Source organism: Lysobacter avium, from assembly GCF_015209745.1.
Lineage (GTDB): Bacteria > Pseudomonadota > Gammaproteobacteria > Xanthomonadales > Xanthomonadaceae > Novilysobacter > Novilysobacter avium.
On the sequence record NZ_CP063657.1, the window covers coordinates 953936 to 970055 of the forward strand.

Annotated in this window: 18 protein-coding genes; 12 read left to right on the plus strand and 6 right to left on the minus strand. The window is 67.0% G+C overall.

Annotated elements, in window-relative coordinates; genetic code table 11:
* The first annotated feature begins 29 nt into the window (after window positions 1-29).
* Window positions 30-665: a glutathione S-transferase N-terminal domain-containing protein gene (locus INQ42_RS04320; protein ID WP_194035301.1), complete on the plus strand. Its 636-nt coding sequence runs from the start codon at window positions 30-32 to the stop codon at window positions 663-665.
* 67 nt (window positions 666-732) lie between these two features.
* Window positions 733-1260, plus strand: coding sequence for a ClpXP protease specificity-enhancing factor (locus INQ42_RS04325; protein ID WP_194035302.1), 528 nt, complete (start codon window positions 733-735; stop codon window positions 1258-1260).
* Here INQ42_RS04325 and INQ42_RS04330 read toward each other — a convergent pair.
* From INQ42_RS04330 to INQ42_RS04340, 3 genes are read right to left on the minus strand one after another with little or no spacing between them, the layout of a single operon-like run.
* On the minus strand, window positions 1253-1564 hold the full coding sequence (locus INQ42_RS04330; protein WP_043958439.1) for a DUF3301 domain-containing protein: 312 nt from the start codon (window positions 1562-1564) through the stop codon (window positions 1253-1255). The two genes, INQ42_RS04325 and INQ42_RS04330, sit on opposite strands and share 8 nt — an antisense overlap.
* A 2-nt stretch (window positions 1565-1566) precedes the next feature.
* Window positions 1567-2430, minus strand: a complete 864-nt coding sequence (gene nadC, locus INQ42_RS04335; RefSeq protein WP_194035303.1) for a carboxylating nicotinate-nucleotide diphosphorylase — start codon at window positions 2428-2430, stop codon at window positions 1567-1569.
* Complete coding sequence (locus INQ42_RS04340; protein WP_194035304.1) at window positions 2427-2696, minus strand: Trm112 family protein; 270 nt, start codon at window positions 2694-2696, stop codon at window positions 2427-2429. Before INQ42_RS04340 ends, nadC begins: the two co-directional genes overlap by 4 nt.
* Before the next feature lie 121 nt (window positions 2697-2817).
* Here INQ42_RS04340 and purE point away from each other — a divergent pair, with 121 nt between their 5' ends.
* Together purE and INQ42_RS04350 are read left to right on the plus strand one after the other, a co-directional pair.
* Window positions 2818-3321, plus strand: a complete 504-nt coding sequence (gene purE, locus INQ42_RS04345; RefSeq protein WP_194035305.1) for a 5-(carboxyamino)imidazole ribonucleotide mutase — start codon at window positions 2818-2820, stop codon at window positions 3319-3321.
* Window positions 3318-4472: a 5-(carboxyamino)imidazole ribonucleotide synthase gene (locus INQ42_RS04350; RefSeq protein ID WP_194035306.1), complete on the plus strand. Its 1155-nt coding sequence runs from the start codon at window positions 3318-3320 to the stop codon at window positions 4470-4472. The genes purE and INQ42_RS04350 overlap by 4 nt, the downstream gene beginning before the upstream one ends.
* A 50-nt stretch (window positions 4473-4522) precedes the next feature.
* Here the strand turns inward: INQ42_RS04350 and INQ42_RS04355 are convergent, their stop codons facing one another.
* A complete protein-coding gene (locus tag INQ42_RS04355; protein WP_194035307.1) occupies window positions 4523-5311 on the minus strand; it encodes a cytochrome C assembly family protein in 789 nt (262 codons plus the stop codon).
* Between the two features lie 278 nt (window positions 5312-5589).
* Between INQ42_RS04355 and ffh the strand changes: the two genes are divergently transcribed.
* The 6 genes from ffh to INQ42_RS04385 all read left to right on the plus strand — a co-directional run bounded on the left by ffh (window position 5590) and on the right by INQ42_RS04385 (window position 9755).
* The gene (gene ffh / locus INQ42_RS04360) at window positions 5590-6957 is read left to right on the plus strand and encodes a signal recognition particle protein (RefSeq protein ID WP_194035308.1); all 1368 of its coding nucleotides are present in this window, start codon (window positions 5590-5592) and stop codon (window positions 6955-6957) included.
* A gap of 88 nt (window positions 6958-7045) precedes the next feature.
* Window positions 7046-7330, plus strand: a complete 285-nt coding sequence (gene rpsP, locus INQ42_RS04365; protein ID WP_043958445.1) for a 30S ribosomal protein S16 — start codon at window positions 7046-7048, stop codon at window positions 7328-7330.
* A 36-nt stretch (window positions 7331-7366) separates the two neighbouring features.
* Window positions 7367-7882 (plus strand): ribosome maturation factor RimM, encoded by a 516-nt coding sequence (gene rimM, locus INQ42_RS04370; protein WP_194035309.1) that lies wholly within the window; start codon window positions 7367-7369, stop codon window positions 7880-7882.
* 7 nt (window positions 7883-7889) lie between these two features.
* Entirely contained in the window at window positions 7890-8645 is a 756-nt protein-coding gene (gene trmD / locus INQ42_RS04375; RefSeq protein ID WP_194035310.1) for a tRNA (guanosine(37)-N1)-methyltransferase TrmD, read from the plus strand.
* A 173-nt stretch (window positions 8646-8818) separates the two neighbouring features.
* Complete coding sequence (gene rplS, locus INQ42_RS04380) at window positions 8819-9244, plus strand: 50S ribosomal protein L19 (RefSeq protein WP_194035311.1); 426 nt, start codon at window positions 8819-8821, stop codon at window positions 9242-9244.
* A 112-nt stretch (window positions 9245-9356) separates the two neighbouring features.
* Complete coding sequence (locus tag INQ42_RS04385; protein ID WP_194035312.1) at window positions 9357-9755, plus strand: RNA-binding S4 domain-containing protein; 399 nt, start codon at window positions 9357-9359, stop codon at window positions 9753-9755.
* Window positions 9756-9784: 29 nt separating this feature from the next.
* On the opposite strand, the gene INQ42_RS04390 is transcribed toward INQ42_RS04385, so the two are convergent.
* Window positions 9785-10375 carry a DUF937 domain-containing protein gene (locus INQ42_RS04390; protein ID WP_194035313.1) on the minus strand — a complete coding sequence of 197 codons (591 nt, stop codon included), beginning with the start codon at window positions 10373-10375 and terminating at the stop codon, window positions 9785-9787.
* Between the two features lie 60 nt (window positions 10376-10435).
* Complete coding sequence (gene mutS, locus INQ42_RS04395) at window positions 10436-12985, minus strand: DNA mismatch repair protein MutS (protein ID WP_228064478.1); 2550 nt, start codon at window positions 12983-12985, stop codon at window positions 10436-10438.
* 400 nt (window positions 12986-13385) lie between these two features.
* On the opposite strand from mutS, the gene INQ42_RS04400 reads away from it, so the two are divergent.
* Together INQ42_RS04400 and radA are read left to right on the plus strand one after the other, a co-directional pair.
* Entirely contained in the window at window positions 13386-14393 is a 1008-nt protein-coding gene (locus INQ42_RS04400) for an NAD-dependent epimerase (protein ID WP_194035315.1), read from the plus strand.
* 105 nt (window positions 14394-14498) lie between these two features.
* Window positions 14499-15914 carry a DNA repair protein RadA gene (gene radA / locus INQ42_RS04405; protein ID WP_194035316.1) on the plus strand — a complete coding sequence of 472 codons (1416 nt, stop codon included), beginning with the start codon at window positions 14499-14501 and terminating at the stop codon, window positions 15912-15914.
* Window positions 15915-16120: the final 206 nt, after the last annotated feature.

A 16120-nucleotide genomic window follows, 5' to 3' on the forward strand; every position in this document is an offset into this window, starting at 1 on the left:
GCGGATTCCGGGCGTTGGAGAGGTCGAAAATGGCGTCAAGCCCACGTATGCGTAATGCCCTTACCCTGTTTTCCTCGAATGACTGCGTGTTGTGTCATCGAGTCCGGCTGGTATTGGCGTCCAAGGGCGTTACCTACGACCTGATTTCGGTGGATCCGCAGAATCCGCCGGAGGACCTCATCGACCTCAACCCCTACCACTCGGTGCCGACCCTGGTCGAGCGCGACCTTGTGCTGTACGCGGCCAGCGTGGTCAGCGAATACCTGGATGAGCGTTATCCGCACCCGCCGCTGATGCCGGTTGATCCGTTGTCGCGGGCGCGCCTGCGCCTTGCGACCCTGCGCCTGGAGCACGACTGGGTGCCGCAGGTGCAGGCGATCCAGATGGGCACCAAGGCCCAGGCCGATGCCGCGCGCAAGCGCCTGAAGGAACTGCTGACCGCATCGGTTCCCCTGTTCAAGGCCTTCAAGTTCTTCCTCAACAACGAGATGAGCCTGGCCGATTGCGCGATGGCACCGATCATCTGGCGCTTGCCCTCGCTTGGCGTTGCCCTGCCAAAGGATGGCAAGTCGCTGGAGGATTACGGCAGCCGCATTTTCCGCAACCCCGGTTTCGCGCGTAGCCTGACCGAGCAGGAGCGGCGCCTGAACGAACTGCCGGTCTGAGGCGACAGGTGTACGAGCGGGGCACGACGGCGTCCCCGGAATCGGGTCTCTGCTCTAAACTGGCCGTATGAACGACGAAACCCCAGTGATGACCAGTCACCGCCCGTACCTGCTGCGGGCGCTTTACGAGTGGATCGCAGACAACGAAATGACCCCGCACCTGCTGGTCGACGCGACCCGCAGTGGGGTGCAGGTGCCGCTGCATGCCGTGAGCGAGGGACGCATTGTTTTGAACGTCGCCCAGCAGGCCGTCTCCGGGCTGGAGATGACCAACGAGCTGATCCGTTTCAGTGCGCGCTTTGGCGGCGTGAGCCAATCGATTTCCGTGCCGACGCACGCCGTAGTTGCCATCTACGCCCGCGAGACCGGGCAGGGCATGGTGCTGCCGGAAGAAACCGGCGAGGAAGCGGGCGCTGGCGACAACGCGCCGGCTCCGTCCGCCGCAGGGGGCACCCCGCGGCCGGCGCTGAGCGCGGTTCCCAGTGACACGTCCAGCACTGAGGACCGTGAGGGCAACGGCCATGATCCCGGCCCGGACGGCGACGGAACCGATCCGGGCCCGCGACGCGGCGGGCACCTGCGGGTCGTCAAATAGTCTGGTCCACGGGCCCGACGAAGGACACCATGCGCCCACCGCGCAGCACCAGACGGCCGACATGGCGGTCCTCGCCGTCGCGCGAGTAGTCGAAGCGGAAGGTCCGCTCCCATCCCAGCCAGCCGTCATCGCCGCGGTACAGACGCATGCCCATCACATGCACGGTCTGGTCAAGCAGTTGCACGCCGGCCGCCGTGCAGGCCTCCCGACCCAGCACTTCCGCCCGTTCGGCGGCCCCGCGGCCCGCGCTCCAGAAAGCAAACGCCACTGATCCGACGATCATCACGATCAGCATCGTGGGCACGGTCAGCCGGCCATCGGCGGCGCGCCGAGCTTGAGCGAGAGATCGATGGCGTGGACGTGCTTGGTCAGCGCGCCAATGGAGATGAAGTCCACGCCGACCTGGGCGATCGCGCGCAGTCCGGCAAGGTCGACGCCGCCTGAGACTTCCAGCGGCGCGGGGCGCGCATGCGCGGCGTTGATGCGCACCGCCTCGCGCCGCGTCGCTGCGTCGAAATTGTCGATCAGGATGCGGTCGCAGCCCTCGTCCAACGCCTCGCGCAGCTCCACTAGTGTCTCCACCTCGACAATGAGCGGCAGGTCGGGCTGCAACCTCCGCGCGGCCTGGATCGCTGCGCCGATCGAACCGGCGGCGCGCACGTGGTTTTCCTTCAGCATGACGGCGTCGAACAGGCCGATCCGATGATTCACCCCGCCCCCGGCGCGCACGGCGTATTTCTGCGCCAGGCGCAGTCCCGGGATGGTCTTGCGGGTGTCGAGGATCCGGGTGCCCGTCCCTTCGACGGCGGCGACATGCCGAGCTGTCGTCGTTGCGGTGCCGGAAAGCGTCTGCATGAAGTTGAGCGAGGTGCGTTCGGCGGTGACCAGCGCCTGCGCACGGCCCTCCAAAATGGCCAGCACGGTTCCGGCTGTAACGCGATCGCCCTCTGCAACGTGCCACTGGATACGGACGTCGGGATCCAGCGCGCGGTGGCAGGCATCAAACCACGGACGGCCGCACACCACGGCGTCTTCCTTGCACAGCAGGTAGGCGGAGTCGGCGTGGTCCGACAACAGCGCGGCCGTGACGTCACCGCCACGGATGTCCTCCGTCAGGGCGCGGGATACATCGTCGGCCACGCAGTCAGGGGCGCGCAGGGTCTCGCTCATGCCGGCGGAAATCCTTCGACCTGCCGGGATGCGATCGCTTCCTCTGCCAGCAGGACCGGGATGCCGTCGTCTACGCGATAGACATGCGCACGATCGCGGGTCACCAGCGCTTCGCGAAGCGCTTCAGTCTGTGGGCTGCCGTCAGCGCGCAGCACGCCGCCACCCGCGATCGCCTCGTTGAGCGACTTCAGGCTGCGGCTGTCGAGCATCGCCAGGGGTTGGCGGGTCGTCGGGCAGACAAGCAGGTCGAGCAGTTTGCGGTCCATCGGGCCGGTGTCTCCAGTGGTCGGTCCGCGGGTACGCGGCGGACGGCATTGTCGGGACGCGCGCGCTCATGGCGCTTGCGTGTGTGCCCGGTAGAATACCGTTTTGCCTTAGGGTCCAACCATGACAGACACCGTGCAGGCGCCGCTGGTCGGCCTTGTGATGGGCTCCCGTTCCGACTGGGAGACGATGCAGCATGCGGCCGCGCGCCTGGAGGCACTTGGGATCTCCCATGAGGTGCGGGTGGTTTCGGCGCATCGCACGCCGGATGTCCTGTTCGACTATGCCGCCACCGCGGCCGCGCGGGGCCTGCGGGCGATAATCGCCGGCGCGGGCGGCGCGGCACACCTGCCAGGCATGCTCGCGGCGAAAACCGCGGTGCCGGTGCTCGGCGTTCCGGTCCAGAGCAAGGCGCTCAATGGCATGGACTCGCTGCTGTCGATCGTGCAGATGCCGGCGGGCGTGCCCGTAGCCACGTTTGCCATCGGCAATGCAGGGGCCATCAACTCGGCGCTGTTTGCCGCGGCGATGCTGGCCGCCGATCATGCCGACGTCGCCGCGGCGCTGGATGCCTTCCGCACCCGCCAGACCGCCGATGTCGCCGGCAGCGACGATCCGCGCCAATGAAGACGGTCGGCATTCTTGGTGGCGGCCAGCTCGCGCGCATGATGGTGTTGGCAGGAACGCCTCTGGGCGTGCGGTTTATCGTCCTCGATCCGGCGCCCGATGCGTGCGCATCACAGGTGGCGCCGATGGTGAACGGCGGTTTCGCCGATGCGAACGCGCTTGACGAATTCGCGGCCCGCGCAGATGTGGCCACGTTCGATTTCGAGAACGTCCCCGCGGAGTCGGCCGACTCGCTGCTCAAGCGCGTTCCGGTGTTCCCGAACCCCCGTGCGCTGGGTATCGCCCAGGACCGCCTGGCGGAAAAGACCCTGTTTGGCGAGCTCGATATTCCGGTGGCACCGTTCGCGGTGGTCGACAACCGTGTGCAACTGGACGAGGCGATTGCCAGCGTCGGCACGCCCTGCATCCTGAAGACCCGGCGCCTGGGCTACGACGGCAAAGGGCAGTTCCGCCTGCTCTCGCCCGCCGATGCGGACGCCGCATGGGACGCGCTGGGCGCCCAGGCGTCAAAGGTCGGACTGATCCTGGAGGGCTTCGTCGAGTTCGAGCGCGAGCTCAGCGTGGTTGCGGTGCGCGATCGCCACGGCGAGTTCCGCAGCTGGCCGGTGACAGAGAACTGGCACGTCGACGGCGTGCTGTCGGCCAGCCTGGCGCCAGCCAGCGTGAGTGATGTTCTGGCCGAGCAGGCAACCAGCCACGCCCGCAAGGTCGCCGATGCCCTGGACTATGTCGGCGTGTTCGCGCTTGAGCTGTTCTGTCGCGACGGTGAGCTGCTGGCCAACGAGATGGCGCCGCGCGTGCATAACTCCGGTCACTGGACCATCGAAGGTGCGGAGACGAGCCAGTTCCAGAACCATCTGCGCGCCGTGCTGGGCCTGCCATTGGGGGCGACCCGGATGCTGGGCCACGCCTGCATGCTCAACTGGATCGGCGCTATGCCGGCGCCGGAAGCAGTGCTGGCTGAACCCTCCGGCCATTGGCACGACTATGGCAAAGCCGCCCGCGAAGGCCGCAAGGTCGGACATGCGACTTTGCGCGCCGATTCCGCCGCCGAACTGGCTGCCGCGCTCGAGCGCGTCGGCGATTCACTCGATCGCGCGGGGCAGGTGGCGCCGGTGGTGGAACGGTTGCGGAAGCTGGATCGCGCGTAGCCAACGCACCCGGGTAGCCGGGGGCGAGGCGGTTGGAGCCTGCCGCGTCGTCAGGAGGTGCGCTGCAGGACCAGCTCGAGCACGAACTTGCTGCCGAAGAACGACAGCACCAGCAGCACCATCGCCACCAGGGTCCAGCGGACGGCAACCGCGCCCCGCCAACCATAGCGCCAGCGACCGACCAGCAACGCGCCGAAGGTCAGCCAGGACAACACGCTGAGCACCGTCTTGTGGACCAGATGCTGCGCGAGCAGGTCGTCGACGAACAGCACGCCGGTGAGCAGGGTCGCCGAAAGCAGCACGAAGCCGACCTTGATGGTGCGGAACAGCAGCATCTCCAGCTCCACCAGTGGCGGCAGCGCACGAAGCCAGCCGTGGATGCTGCGGCGGCGAAGTGCGCGTTCCTGCAGCCAGAGCATGATGGCCAGCAGGGCCGCCAATGCCAGCGTGGCGTAGGCCAGCAGCGCCGTCCAGGCGTGCAACTGCAGTCGCCAATCGAGCGATTCCGGCGCCGCATGGCCGTGCAGGTGATAGCCAATCAGGGTGGCCAGCGCCAGGGGGAAAACCAACACACCCAGCGCCGCCATCCGGCCTTTTGCGCCGACCACCACGGTCATCGCGGCCATCCCCAGGGAGACCAGCGAGAGCGCCGCGTAGAAGTGCATATCGGCGCCACCGATGCCACGCCAGGCCGCCAGGTGCGTGCCGGCGTGCAGCAGCACCGCGCCGATCGCCGGTGCCAGCCAGCCGCGCCCAGCCGCTTCCCTGCTGGCGAAGTTCGCGACCAGCAGGCCGGTGGCAAGCAGGTACAGCAAAACGCTGATGAGAACGATTGTCATCGGCAAAGTGTCTCACGACGCGATCGCGGCTGGCTCACGCCAACCGCGCCGCACAAGGGATTTTGAGGGTGCCGCCCGACCACGCAGCCTGAGGCGCAGGCGTGATCTTCGCATGGGACGTGCAAGCCCGTGACAGCCCGACAAGCCTGGGTTGTGCAAGCCCGTGAAAGCCGGGACAGGCCCCGGGCGTGCACCCATACATGCGGGCGCTGCCGCCCGGTGGAGGCGGGCTATACTTGGCGACCATCTTTCCGCCGTCCTTTTCCGGGTACTTCCGCATGTTCGAATCCCTGACCCAGCGCCTGTCCGGCACCATCGAGCGGTTGCGTGGCCGCGGCCGCCTGTCGGAGGAGAACATCCGCGAATCGCTGCGCGAGGTGCGCATAGCCCTGCTGGAAGCCGACGTGGCGTTGCCGGTCGTGCAGGCGCTGATCGAGCGGATCAAGGTGCGCGCGGTGGGTCAGGAAGTGCTCAAGTCGCTGACCCCGGGGCAGGCGCTGATCAAGGTCGTGCGCGACGAGATGACCGCGGTGATGGGCTCGCAGGCCAACGAGCTCAACCTCAACGTGCCTGCACCGGCGGTGATCCTGATGGCCGGCCTGCAGGGCGCGGGCAAGACCACCACCACCGCCAAACTGGCCAAGCACCTCAAGGACAAGCGCAAGAAGAAGGTCATGGTGGTCAGCGCCGACGTCTACCGGCCGGCCGCGATCGAGCAGTTGAAGACCCTCGCCGAGCAGGTCGAGGTCACCTTCTTCCCGTCCAGCACCGACCAGAAGCCCGAAGCGATCGTGCGCGCCGCGATCGAGGACGCGCGCAAGTCCTTCATCGACGTGCTTATCGTCGATACCGCCGGTCGCCTCGCGATCGACGAGGCGATGATGGCCGAGATCCAGGCCCTGCACGCGGCGGTGAACCCGGTGGAGACGCTGTTTGTGGTCGATTCGATGACCGGCCAGGACGCGGCGACCACGGCCAAGGCCTTTGGAGAAGCGTTGCCGTTGACCGGCGTCGTGCTGACCAAGACCGACGGCGACGCACGCGGCGGCGCCGCGCTGAGCGTGCGCTACATCACCGGCAAACCGATCAAGTTCATCGGTGTCAGCGAGAAGCCCGACGGTCTGGACGTGTTCCATCCCGACCGGGTGGCCAGCCGGATCCTCGACATGGGCGACGTGCTCTCGCTGGTGGAGCAGGTCGAGGGCCAGGTCGACCAGGACAAGGCGCAGAAACTCGCCGAGAAGGTCGCCAAGGGCAAGAAGTTCAACCTGGAGGACATGCGCGACCAGCTCGAGCAGATGCAGAGCATGGGCGGCATCTCCAGCCTGATGGACAAGCTGCCGGGCATGGGCCAGGTCCCTGATTCGGTGAAGTCGCAGGTGACCGGCAAGGAAGTGCCGCGCCTGGTGGCCATCATCAACTCGATGACCGCCAAGGAGCGCCGCAATCCGGCGCTGCTGAACGGCTCGCGCCGTGCCCGCATCGCCCGCGGCGCAGGCACCACGCCGGCCGAGGTCAACAAGCTGATGAAGCAGTACCAGCAGATGGAAAAGATGATGGGCAAACTCGGCCGCGGCGGTATGAAGGGCATGATGCGCGGCATGAAGGGAATGATGGGCGGACGCGGCGGGATGCCCTTCGGCTGAGCCACTTCCCTTTGCGCTACGCAATCCCCTACAATTGCAGGCTTACCTCGCCATTCCGGCGACTGGGCAACACAGGACATCACAGACCATGGTCAAGATTCGACTGACCCGCGGCGGCGCCAAGAAGCGTCCCTTTTATCACATCATCGTTACCGACAGCCGCAGCGCCCGCGACGGCCGCAACATCGAGCGCCTGGGTTTCTACAACCCGGTTGCCGCTGGTGGCGAGAAGCGCGTGGAGCTCAACACCGAGCGCGTGAAGCACTGGGTCGGTACCGGCGCGCAGATGTCCGACAAGGTCGCCCTGCTGTACAAGGAAGCCTTGAAGTCGGCTGATGCTCCGGCCACCGCTACGGCTCCGGCCGCGGCCTGATTTACCGGCGGTGCGCCTGGCGCACTGCCAACCACGATGAATGACTCCGGGCACCGCATCCTCCTTGGCAGGGTGCTTGGTGCCCTTGGTCTGCGTGGGGAAGTCAGGATCGAATCCTGGACCGAGCCCCGCGACGCCATTTTCCGCTACCAGCCGTGGACCCTGCGCGATGCCCAGGGCAACGAACGTGCGTGCAGCGGCGTGCGCGGCAGGGACACCGGCAAGCACGTGCTCGCCATCTTCCCCGAGGTGGCAGACCGCGACGCTGCCGAAGCGCTGACCGGGCTTGAGATCCATGTGCCGCGCAGCGCATTGCCGCCGCCGGCGCCCGGCGAGTATTACTGGGCCGATCTGGAAGGCCTGCGGGTCCGCACCGTCGAGGGTGTCGACCTGGGGCGCGTATCCCACCTGTTTTCTACCGGCGCCAACGACGTGCTGGTGGCGCGTGACGACGAGCGCGAACGGATGATTCCCTTCGTCCAGCCGCAATACGTCACCGCCATCGACCTGGAGCAGGGACTGGTCACCGTCGATTGGGACCCCGAGTTCTAGCGCCGGCATGCGCGTCGATGTCATCAGCCTGTTCCCGGATTTCATTGCCCAGTGCGCCGCCTTTGGCGTGACCGGCCGTGCGGTCGAGCGGGGCCTGATGTCGCTGCACGGATGGAATCCGCGCGACCATGCGCAGGGCAATTATCGGCGGGTCGATGATCGGCCATTCGGCGGGGGTCCGGGAATGGTGATGCTGATCGATCCCCTGCGCTCGGCGTTGAGCGCGGCCCGCGCGGCCGACCCGCGGCCGGTGCGGACCATCTACCTGAGCCCCCAGGGTGCGCCGCTGACCCAGGCAAAAGTGCACGAGCTTGCGGGCCGTGAGCGGCTGCTGCTGTTGTGCGGCCGTTACGAGGGTATCGATGAACGCCTGATTGCCGCCGAGGTCGACGAGGAACTCTCCATCGGTGATTACGTGCTTTCCGGTGGCGAGCTGGCGGCCGCGGTCGTGGTTGATGCGGTGGCCCGGCTGCAGGAGGGTGCCTTGAACGACGCCGAGTCCGCCGTCCAGGACAGCTTCGAGGACGGATTTCTCGACTGCCCGCATTACACGCGTCCGGTCTCGCACGAGCTGGGATCGGTGCCGGAGGTCTTGATGTCGGGCAACCACGGCGACATCGCGCGCTGGCGCCGGCAACAGTCCCTTGTGAGGACGATGCAGCGGCGCCCGGATCTCTTCGACGAACACGCATTGTCCAAGTCCGACCGGAAGCTGCTGGAGCAGTGGCGCGCCGATCAAGCGGAACCCGATACCGCCAGCTGAAGTCGGGATTCGGCGTAGAGGCGTCACCATCGCGAGCGCTCCGGCCCCGGGCGCCCGTACAGCCAGCACTGGCAATGGTCGACGCATCTCCGCTACAATTCGCTGCTTGACACTTCACGCCAGACGCGGGTCCACGTGCACTCGCGCTACAACTACTCCAACAGGCCGCACCCATGAAGAAGCCCTCGATCCACACGCTGCTGCAAGAATTCGAATCCGAGCAGGTCACCCGCGAACTGCCCGTCTTCGGCCCCGGCGACACCATCGTCGTCAACGTCAAGGTCAAGGAAGGCACCCGCGAGCGCGTGCAGGCCTATGAGGGCGTGGTCATCGCGATGAAGAACGCCGGTCTCAATTCCGCGTTCACCGTGCGCAAGATCTCCCACGGCTTCGGTGTGGAGCGCGTTTTCCAGAGCCACAGCGCGGTCATCGACTCGGTCGAAGTGAAGCGTCGCGGCAAGGTCCGCGCGGGCAAGCTGTACTACCTGCGTGGTCTGGAAGGTCGCAAGGCACGCATCAAGGAAGACCTGGCCGGTGCCGCCAAGTTCAAGGCCGAGGCGAAAGCCGCTGCCGCCGCTGCTGCGGACACCGCCAAGTAATCCATCTGGCGATGATGCATCCGCTGCACCACAAGGCCGCCTCCGGGCGGCTTTCGTGTGTGTGCGCGGCGAAGATCGTCGGTGGCCTGCGCGCTTGCTCGAGGGACTGGCGATGACGGATTCTTCCGTCACCGTTCGGCTCGACCTGTGGCTGTGGGCGGCGCGGTTCTTCAAGAACCGCACGCTGTCGCGCCAGGCGATCGAAACCGGCAAGGTCGAGGTCGACGGCCAGCGCCCGAAGGTGTCGCGCGCGGTGCGCATCGATGACGTCCTGCGGGTGACGCGGGGAGAGGAAACCTTCGAGGTCACCGTGCTGGCGCTCGCCAGCAAGCGCGGCTCTGCGACTGTCGCGCAGGGCCTGTATCGCGAGTCCGAGGAGTCAAAGCTCGCGCGCGAAGAGGCGAGCGCGATGCGCGCGGCTGCGCGCGTCGGCTACGAGGCACCCAGGACAAAACCCGACAAACGCGCCCGGCGACTGATCCGTGCGCTGGGCGATATCGACGCGCTGTGACTCCCGTCGGGCGGCGAGCAGTCAGCCGCTCAAGTCCGGTTCCCAAAGATCGAGCCGCCGAGTTTCATCAGGTCGGACAGTCCCAGCTGCCCATCGCCATCCTGGTCCAGCACTGCGCCCAGCAAGCCGCCGCCGATCCCGCCTTGCTGCCGGATTTCCTGGTGTTCCTGTCCGAGCAGGCCTCCAAGCGCCTGGGGTGAGCCAGCCTTTGTGCTGGCCTGACGAGCGAGATAGGCCATCACCAGCGGCGCGAGCATCTTCAACAGTGATCCTGCGCGGTCGCCGTCAAGGCCGGTCGCCGCCCCGAGACCCTGCGCTGCCGGCTGTTGCCTGCTTCCGAAAATGTGGCCCAGGATGTCGTTGCCATCGCCGCCGCCGCCCATGACCGAGCCAAGAACGCTGCCCATGTCCAGCCCGGCGTGGTCGCGTTGCAGGGCGCCGAGGAGTTGCTGGGCGCCGTCGTCGCGGCTGGCGTTGCGTCCCAGTGCGCCCATCAGCAGCGGAAGGGCGGCGGCTATCGCGCCTGAGGTCTGTTGAGGGGTCAGGCCAAGCTGCCGGCCGATGCCGGACATGGGCTCGCCTTGCAGTTGCTGCATCAGATCGTTGGTGAGAGTCGTCATTGAGGTCGACCTTTTTCGCGGGTGTGGATCAGGATAGACCGCGGGCGGTCATGACGATGCTCACGCCAAAGCCTTCATCCGGTACAGCGCCTCCAGCGCCTGGCGCGGCGTCAATTCGTCAGGATCGAGCTTGGCCAATGCGTCCAGCGCTGCCGATGAGGGCGCGAACAGGCCGATCTGCTGGGGCTGGTCCAGGGCCGCCGCCGTCATCGCAGGCTTCGGCGCATCCCGGCTCTGCTGCTCCAGCTCCGCCAAGCGGCCACGTGCCTGACCGATCACCTCGCGCGGCAGGCCGGCGAGCGCGGCCACCTGCAAACCGAAGCTGCGGTTCGCCGGGCCGTCCTTGACCGCATGCATGAACACCAGGGTGTCGCCGTGCTCGCGATCGTGGTGCTCGACGGCGTCCAGGTGGACGTTGGCGATGCCGGTCCCGGGCTCGGCCAACGTCGTCAGTTCGAAATAGTGGGTGGCGAACAGGGTCCAGGCCCGGTTGTGGTGGGCAAGGTGGCGGGCGCAGGCTTCGGCCAGTGCAAGTCCGTCGTAGGTCGAGGTGCCGCGCCCGATCTCGTCCATCAGCACGAGTGACTGATCGGTGGCGTGATGCAGGATGTAGCTGGTCTCGCTCATCTCGACCATGAAGGTCGACTGGCCCTTGGCCAGGTCATCGCCGGCGCCGATCCGGGTCAGGATGCGGTCGATCGGGCCGATTACGGCGCGCGAGGCCGGTACGAAGCTGCCGATGTGCGCCAGCAGCACGATCAGCGCGTTCTGGCGCATGTAGGTGCTCTTGCCGCCCATGTTCGGGCCGGTGATCACGAGCATGCGGCGGTCGTCGTGCATCACGAGGTCGTTGGGCTCGAAGGGCTCGCTGCGCACCGCTTCCACCACCGGGTGACGGCCGCGTTCGATGGCGATGCCGGGTTCGCCAGTCAGCTGTGGCCTGGACCAGTCCAGCGCCTGCGCCCGTTCGGCCAGGCAGGCCAGAACGTCCAGCTCCGCCAGCGCGGCGGCGCATCGCTTCAGGGGTTCCAACTGCTCGCCGAGGGTGTCCAGCAATTGCTCGTAGAGCAGGCGCTCGCGGGTGAGCGCACGTTCGCGGGCCGAGAGGACCTTGTCCTCGAAAGCCTTCAACTCCTCGGTGATGTAGCGCTCGGCGTTGGTCAGGGTCTGGCGCCGGGTGTAATGGGTGGGCGCCTTGGCGGCGTGGGCCTTGCTGACTTCCAAGTAGTAGCCATGCACGCGGTTGTAGCCGACCTTGAGCGTCGGGATGCCGCTGGCCTCGCGCTCGCGGCTTTCGAGGTCGATCAGGTACTGGTCGGCGGTGCTCGAAAGGGTGCGCAGTTCGTCGAGCTCGGTGTCGTAGCCGCTGGCAAAGATGCCGCCGTCGCGGGCGAGGACCGGCGGCTGGTCAACGAGCGCCGACGCGAGCAGGTGGGCATGGTCGGCGTGCTCGCCCAGCTCGGCCGAGAGGCGATCCAGCAAGGGGGAGTCCAGGGGTTCGAGGCCTTTGCGCACCTCCGGCAGCATGGCCAGACCATCGCGCAGGGTGGACAGGTCGCGGGGACGGGCACTGCGCAGGGCGATCCGGGTCAGGATCCGCTCCAAGTCACCCAGCGCGCGGAAGTGCGTGCGCAGGGTCTCCCCGGCAGGACCGGACAGTGTCTCGACCGCATGGTGCCGCCGGCGGAGGATGTCGTGATCGCGCAACGGCCGGTGCAGCCAGCGTCGCAGCAGGCGGCCGCCCATCGGCGTGACCGAGGTGTCCAGCACGCCCAACAGGGTGTGCTTGCTGTCGCCATCCATGCGCGAGTCAAGCTCCAGATGGCGGCGGGTGGGTGCGTTCATCGCGATCGCGCCATCGCCCGATTCCACCGCGATCGCCGTCAGATGCGGCAGGCGCTGCTTCTGGGTTTCCTCGACATAGCCGAGCAGGGCGGACGCGGCAGCAATCGCCAGCGGCTTGTCTTCCAGGCCGAAGGCGGACAGATCGTGCAGGCCGAAGAACTTCAGCAACTGGCGGCGGCCGCTGTCGGCGTCGAACAGCCACGGCGGCCGAACGCGCACGCCGTGGCGCTCGCCGACGAAAGCCGGCCAGCCGTCCTCATCCGCGCACAGCAACTCTGCCGGCTCCAGGCGTGCCAATTCGGCCTCCAGGGCGTCCTCGCTGGCGACCTCGTTGACCAGGAAGCGCCCGCCGGCGAGGTCCGCCCAGGCGATTCCATAACCGGTTTTCCCACGCGAGACCGCAAGCAGGAGGGTGTCGCGGCGCTCACTCAGCAGCGCCTCGTCGGTGACCGTGCCCGGAGTGACGATGCGCACCACCTTGCGCTCGACCAAGCCCTTGCTGGTGGCCGGATCGCCGATCTGCTCGCAGATGGCGACCGACTCGCCCAGGGCGACCAGGCGGGCCAGATATCCTTCCGCAGCGTGATGCGGGACGCCGGCCATCGGGATCGGCTGGCCGGCGGAATTACCACGCTGGGTCAGGGTGATGTCCAGCAGACGCGCCGCCTTGCGCGCATCGTCGTAGAACAGCTCGTAGAAATCGCCCATGCGGAAGAACAGCAGCACGTCGGGATGCGCGGCTTTTTCCCGGAAGAACTGGCGCATCAGCGGGGTGTGCTCGGTGGGTGTGTCCTTCAGGTCACCTTCCGTCGTGGCGTCAGTCACTGGCTGGCTTCTCCGGGCGAGGTATGGCTTCGAGTGGGGCGTCATTCTCACGCGTTTGCGGGGGGTGTGGCCATGGTTGTCGTGGCCACTGTTACGTGGGACGCGACCTGCAGGCCTTCCGGGCGAATGTCCCCCGGCCCTCGCCTGCGGCGAGTGCCTCCTCCTTTACTTCGCCCCGAAGGCCTGCAGGTCCCATTGATACTGTCGGTTCTGCGCTCGGCAACCGCCGCGATGCTGCAACGACCCGGCACCCGGCCACCCCGCACATGCGCGGTGTTTGGCGTTCGGACCATCTATGATGCATGGTTTCCCGCCCTCCGCGGGCCAATGTGGAACCTCCATGAAAGTGCTTGTGACCGGCACCGCCGGTTTCATCGGCTCCCATCTCGCCATGCGCCTGCTGGAGCGCGGCGATGAGGTGGTCGGCTTCGACAATCTCAGCGACTACTACGACGTGACCCTGAAGCAGGCGCGACTGGCGCGCTTCATGGACCATCCCGGTTACACCCACATCCAGGCCGATCTCGCCGACCGCGAGGCGGTGGAAAGCGCATTTGCGACTCACACGCCGCAACGCGTCGTGAATCTGGCTGCGCAGGCCGGTGTGCGCTATGCGGCGCAGAACCCGCACGTCTATGTGTCCAGCAACGTCACCGGCTTCCTGCACATCCTCGAGGGCTGTCGCCACCACGGTGTCGAGCATCTGGTGTTCGCGTCCACCAGCTCGGTCTACGGCGCCAACACCACGATGCCGTTCTCCGAGCATCAGTCGACCGAGCATCCGTTGACGCTTTACGCGGCGACCAAGAAAGCCAACGAGATGATGGCGCACAGCTACGCGCACCTCTACGGCATCCCCAGCACCGGCCTGCGGTTCTTCACCGTGTACGGGCCGTGGGGCCGGCCGGACATGGCGCTGTTCCTGTTCACCAGGGCGATCCTCGCCGGCGAGCCGATCAAGGTGTTCAACCACGGCCACCACAAGCGCAGCTTCACCTACGTGGATGACATCGTGGAGGGCGTGATCCGCAGCCTGGACCATCCGCCGGTTGCCAACCCTGCGTGGAATGCCGCCGCGCCCGATCCGGCGACCAGCAACGCTCCGTACCGCCTGTTCAACATCGGCAACGAGAGCACGGTCGAGCTGCTTCGCTATATCGAAGTGCTGGAGCAGTGCCTGGGTCGGAAAGCGCAGATGGAACTGCTGCCGCTGCAGGCCGGCGACGTGCCCGATACCGAGGCCGACGTGTCCGAGCTGATCAAGGCGGTGGATTACCGGCCGCAGGTCTCGGTGGAGACTGGCGTGGCGAATTTCGTCGATTGGTACCGCGACTACTACAGGGTCTGAACCGCCCACGCGTCGGCTGACGGCAGACCGCGGGTTCCACCGCGGATCTCCCGCGGTGCGACAGGGGGCCGCTAAAGTGGCGTCCCGCCCGTTTCGATGCCGCCCATGTCCTTCGCCAGCAAATCGTCCGCCAAGTCCGCCGCCAAGGCGAAGATCGCCTACGTCTGCTCGGAATGCGGCTCCGACCACAACAAGTGGCAGGGGCAGTGCGCGGACTGCGGTGAGTGGAACACGCTGGCCGAGTTCGTGATCGAGTCGGCCGCAGCGCAGAAAAGTGCGGCTCCGGCGCGTCGCAGCGGCTGGGCAGGCAAGGTCGATCCGCCCAAGGTCACCGCGCTCAAGGACGTCAGCCACTCGGGCGAGTCGCGCGTCTCCACCGGCATCGGTGAGCTGGACCGTGTCCTGGGCGGTGGCATGGTGGCCGGCTCGGTGGTGCTGGTGGGCGGCGATCCAGGGATCGGCAAGTCGACGCTGCTGTTGCAGGCGGTGTCGAAGATGGCCGAGTCACTGCCCGCGCTCTACGTGACGGGCGAGGAATCACTGGCCCAGGTCGCCGCTCGCGGCGCGCGTCTTGGCCTGTCGCTGGACGGCGTCAACGCGCTGGCAGAAACCGGCGTGGAGCGGATTCTCGAGCAGGCGGTTGCCACATCGCCGCGTCTGCTGGTCGCCGACTCCATCCAGACCCTGTGGACCGAGTCGCTGACCGCCGCCCCCGGCTCGGTCAGCCAGGTCCGTGAAAGCGCGGCGCGGCTGGTGCGCTACGCCAAGGAAACCGGCACCGCGGTGTTCCTGGTCGGCCACGTGACCAAGGAAGGCGGAATCGCCGGTCCGCGCGTGCTGGAGCACATGGTTGATGCAGTGCTGTACTTCGAGGGCGAATCGGGTAGCCGGTTCCGGGTCCTGAGGGCGTTCAAGAACCGCTTCGGCGCGGTCAACGAACTGGGCGTGTTCGCGATGGGCGACAAGGGCCTGCGTGAGGTGTCGAATCCCTCGGCGATCTTCCTCTCCGGCAGTGTTGCCGCCCAGCCGGGCAGCTGCGTGATGGTGACCCGCGAGGGCACACGGCCTTTGCTGGTCGAGGTGCAGGCGCTGGTGGACGCCTCGCCGCTGTCCAACCCGCGCCGGGTGGCCGTCGGCATGGAAGGAAACCGGCTGGCGATGCTGTTGGCGGTCCTGCACCGGCATGCCGGAGTCGGGGTGGGAGACCAGGACGTATTCGTGAACATCGTTGGCGGCATCCGCGTGCAGGAGACCGCCGCCGACCTGCCGGTATTGCTGGCGGTGCTGTCGAGTCTTCGTGACCGGCCGCTGGCGGAGAAGACGATTGCCTTCGGCGAGGTCGGACTGTCAGGCGAGATCCGCCCCGTCCCGAACGGCGAAGACCGCCTGAAAGAGGCGGCCACCCACGGCTTCAAGCGCGCGATCGTGCCCAAGGGCAACGCGCCACGCAGCGGGAAGATAGGCGCGATGGAAGTGATTGCGGTGGAGCGCCTGGCGGAGGCGGTTGAGGCCGCGGGCTGAGGGCGGGTAGAGCTCTGCGCTTCTTGGTTGCAGGGGGGCTGAGGGCGGGTAGAGCTCTGCGCTTATTGATTGCGGGGGGGGGGCGGAGGTGATTGTCCTTGGGTGCGAATGTCCCCCGGCACCGTTGAAGCCGGTGCCTCCTCCTTTATTTCGCACCCAAGGACACTCACCCCCGTCGGTCAGCGTAGCGGCGGTGAGAGCGCAAT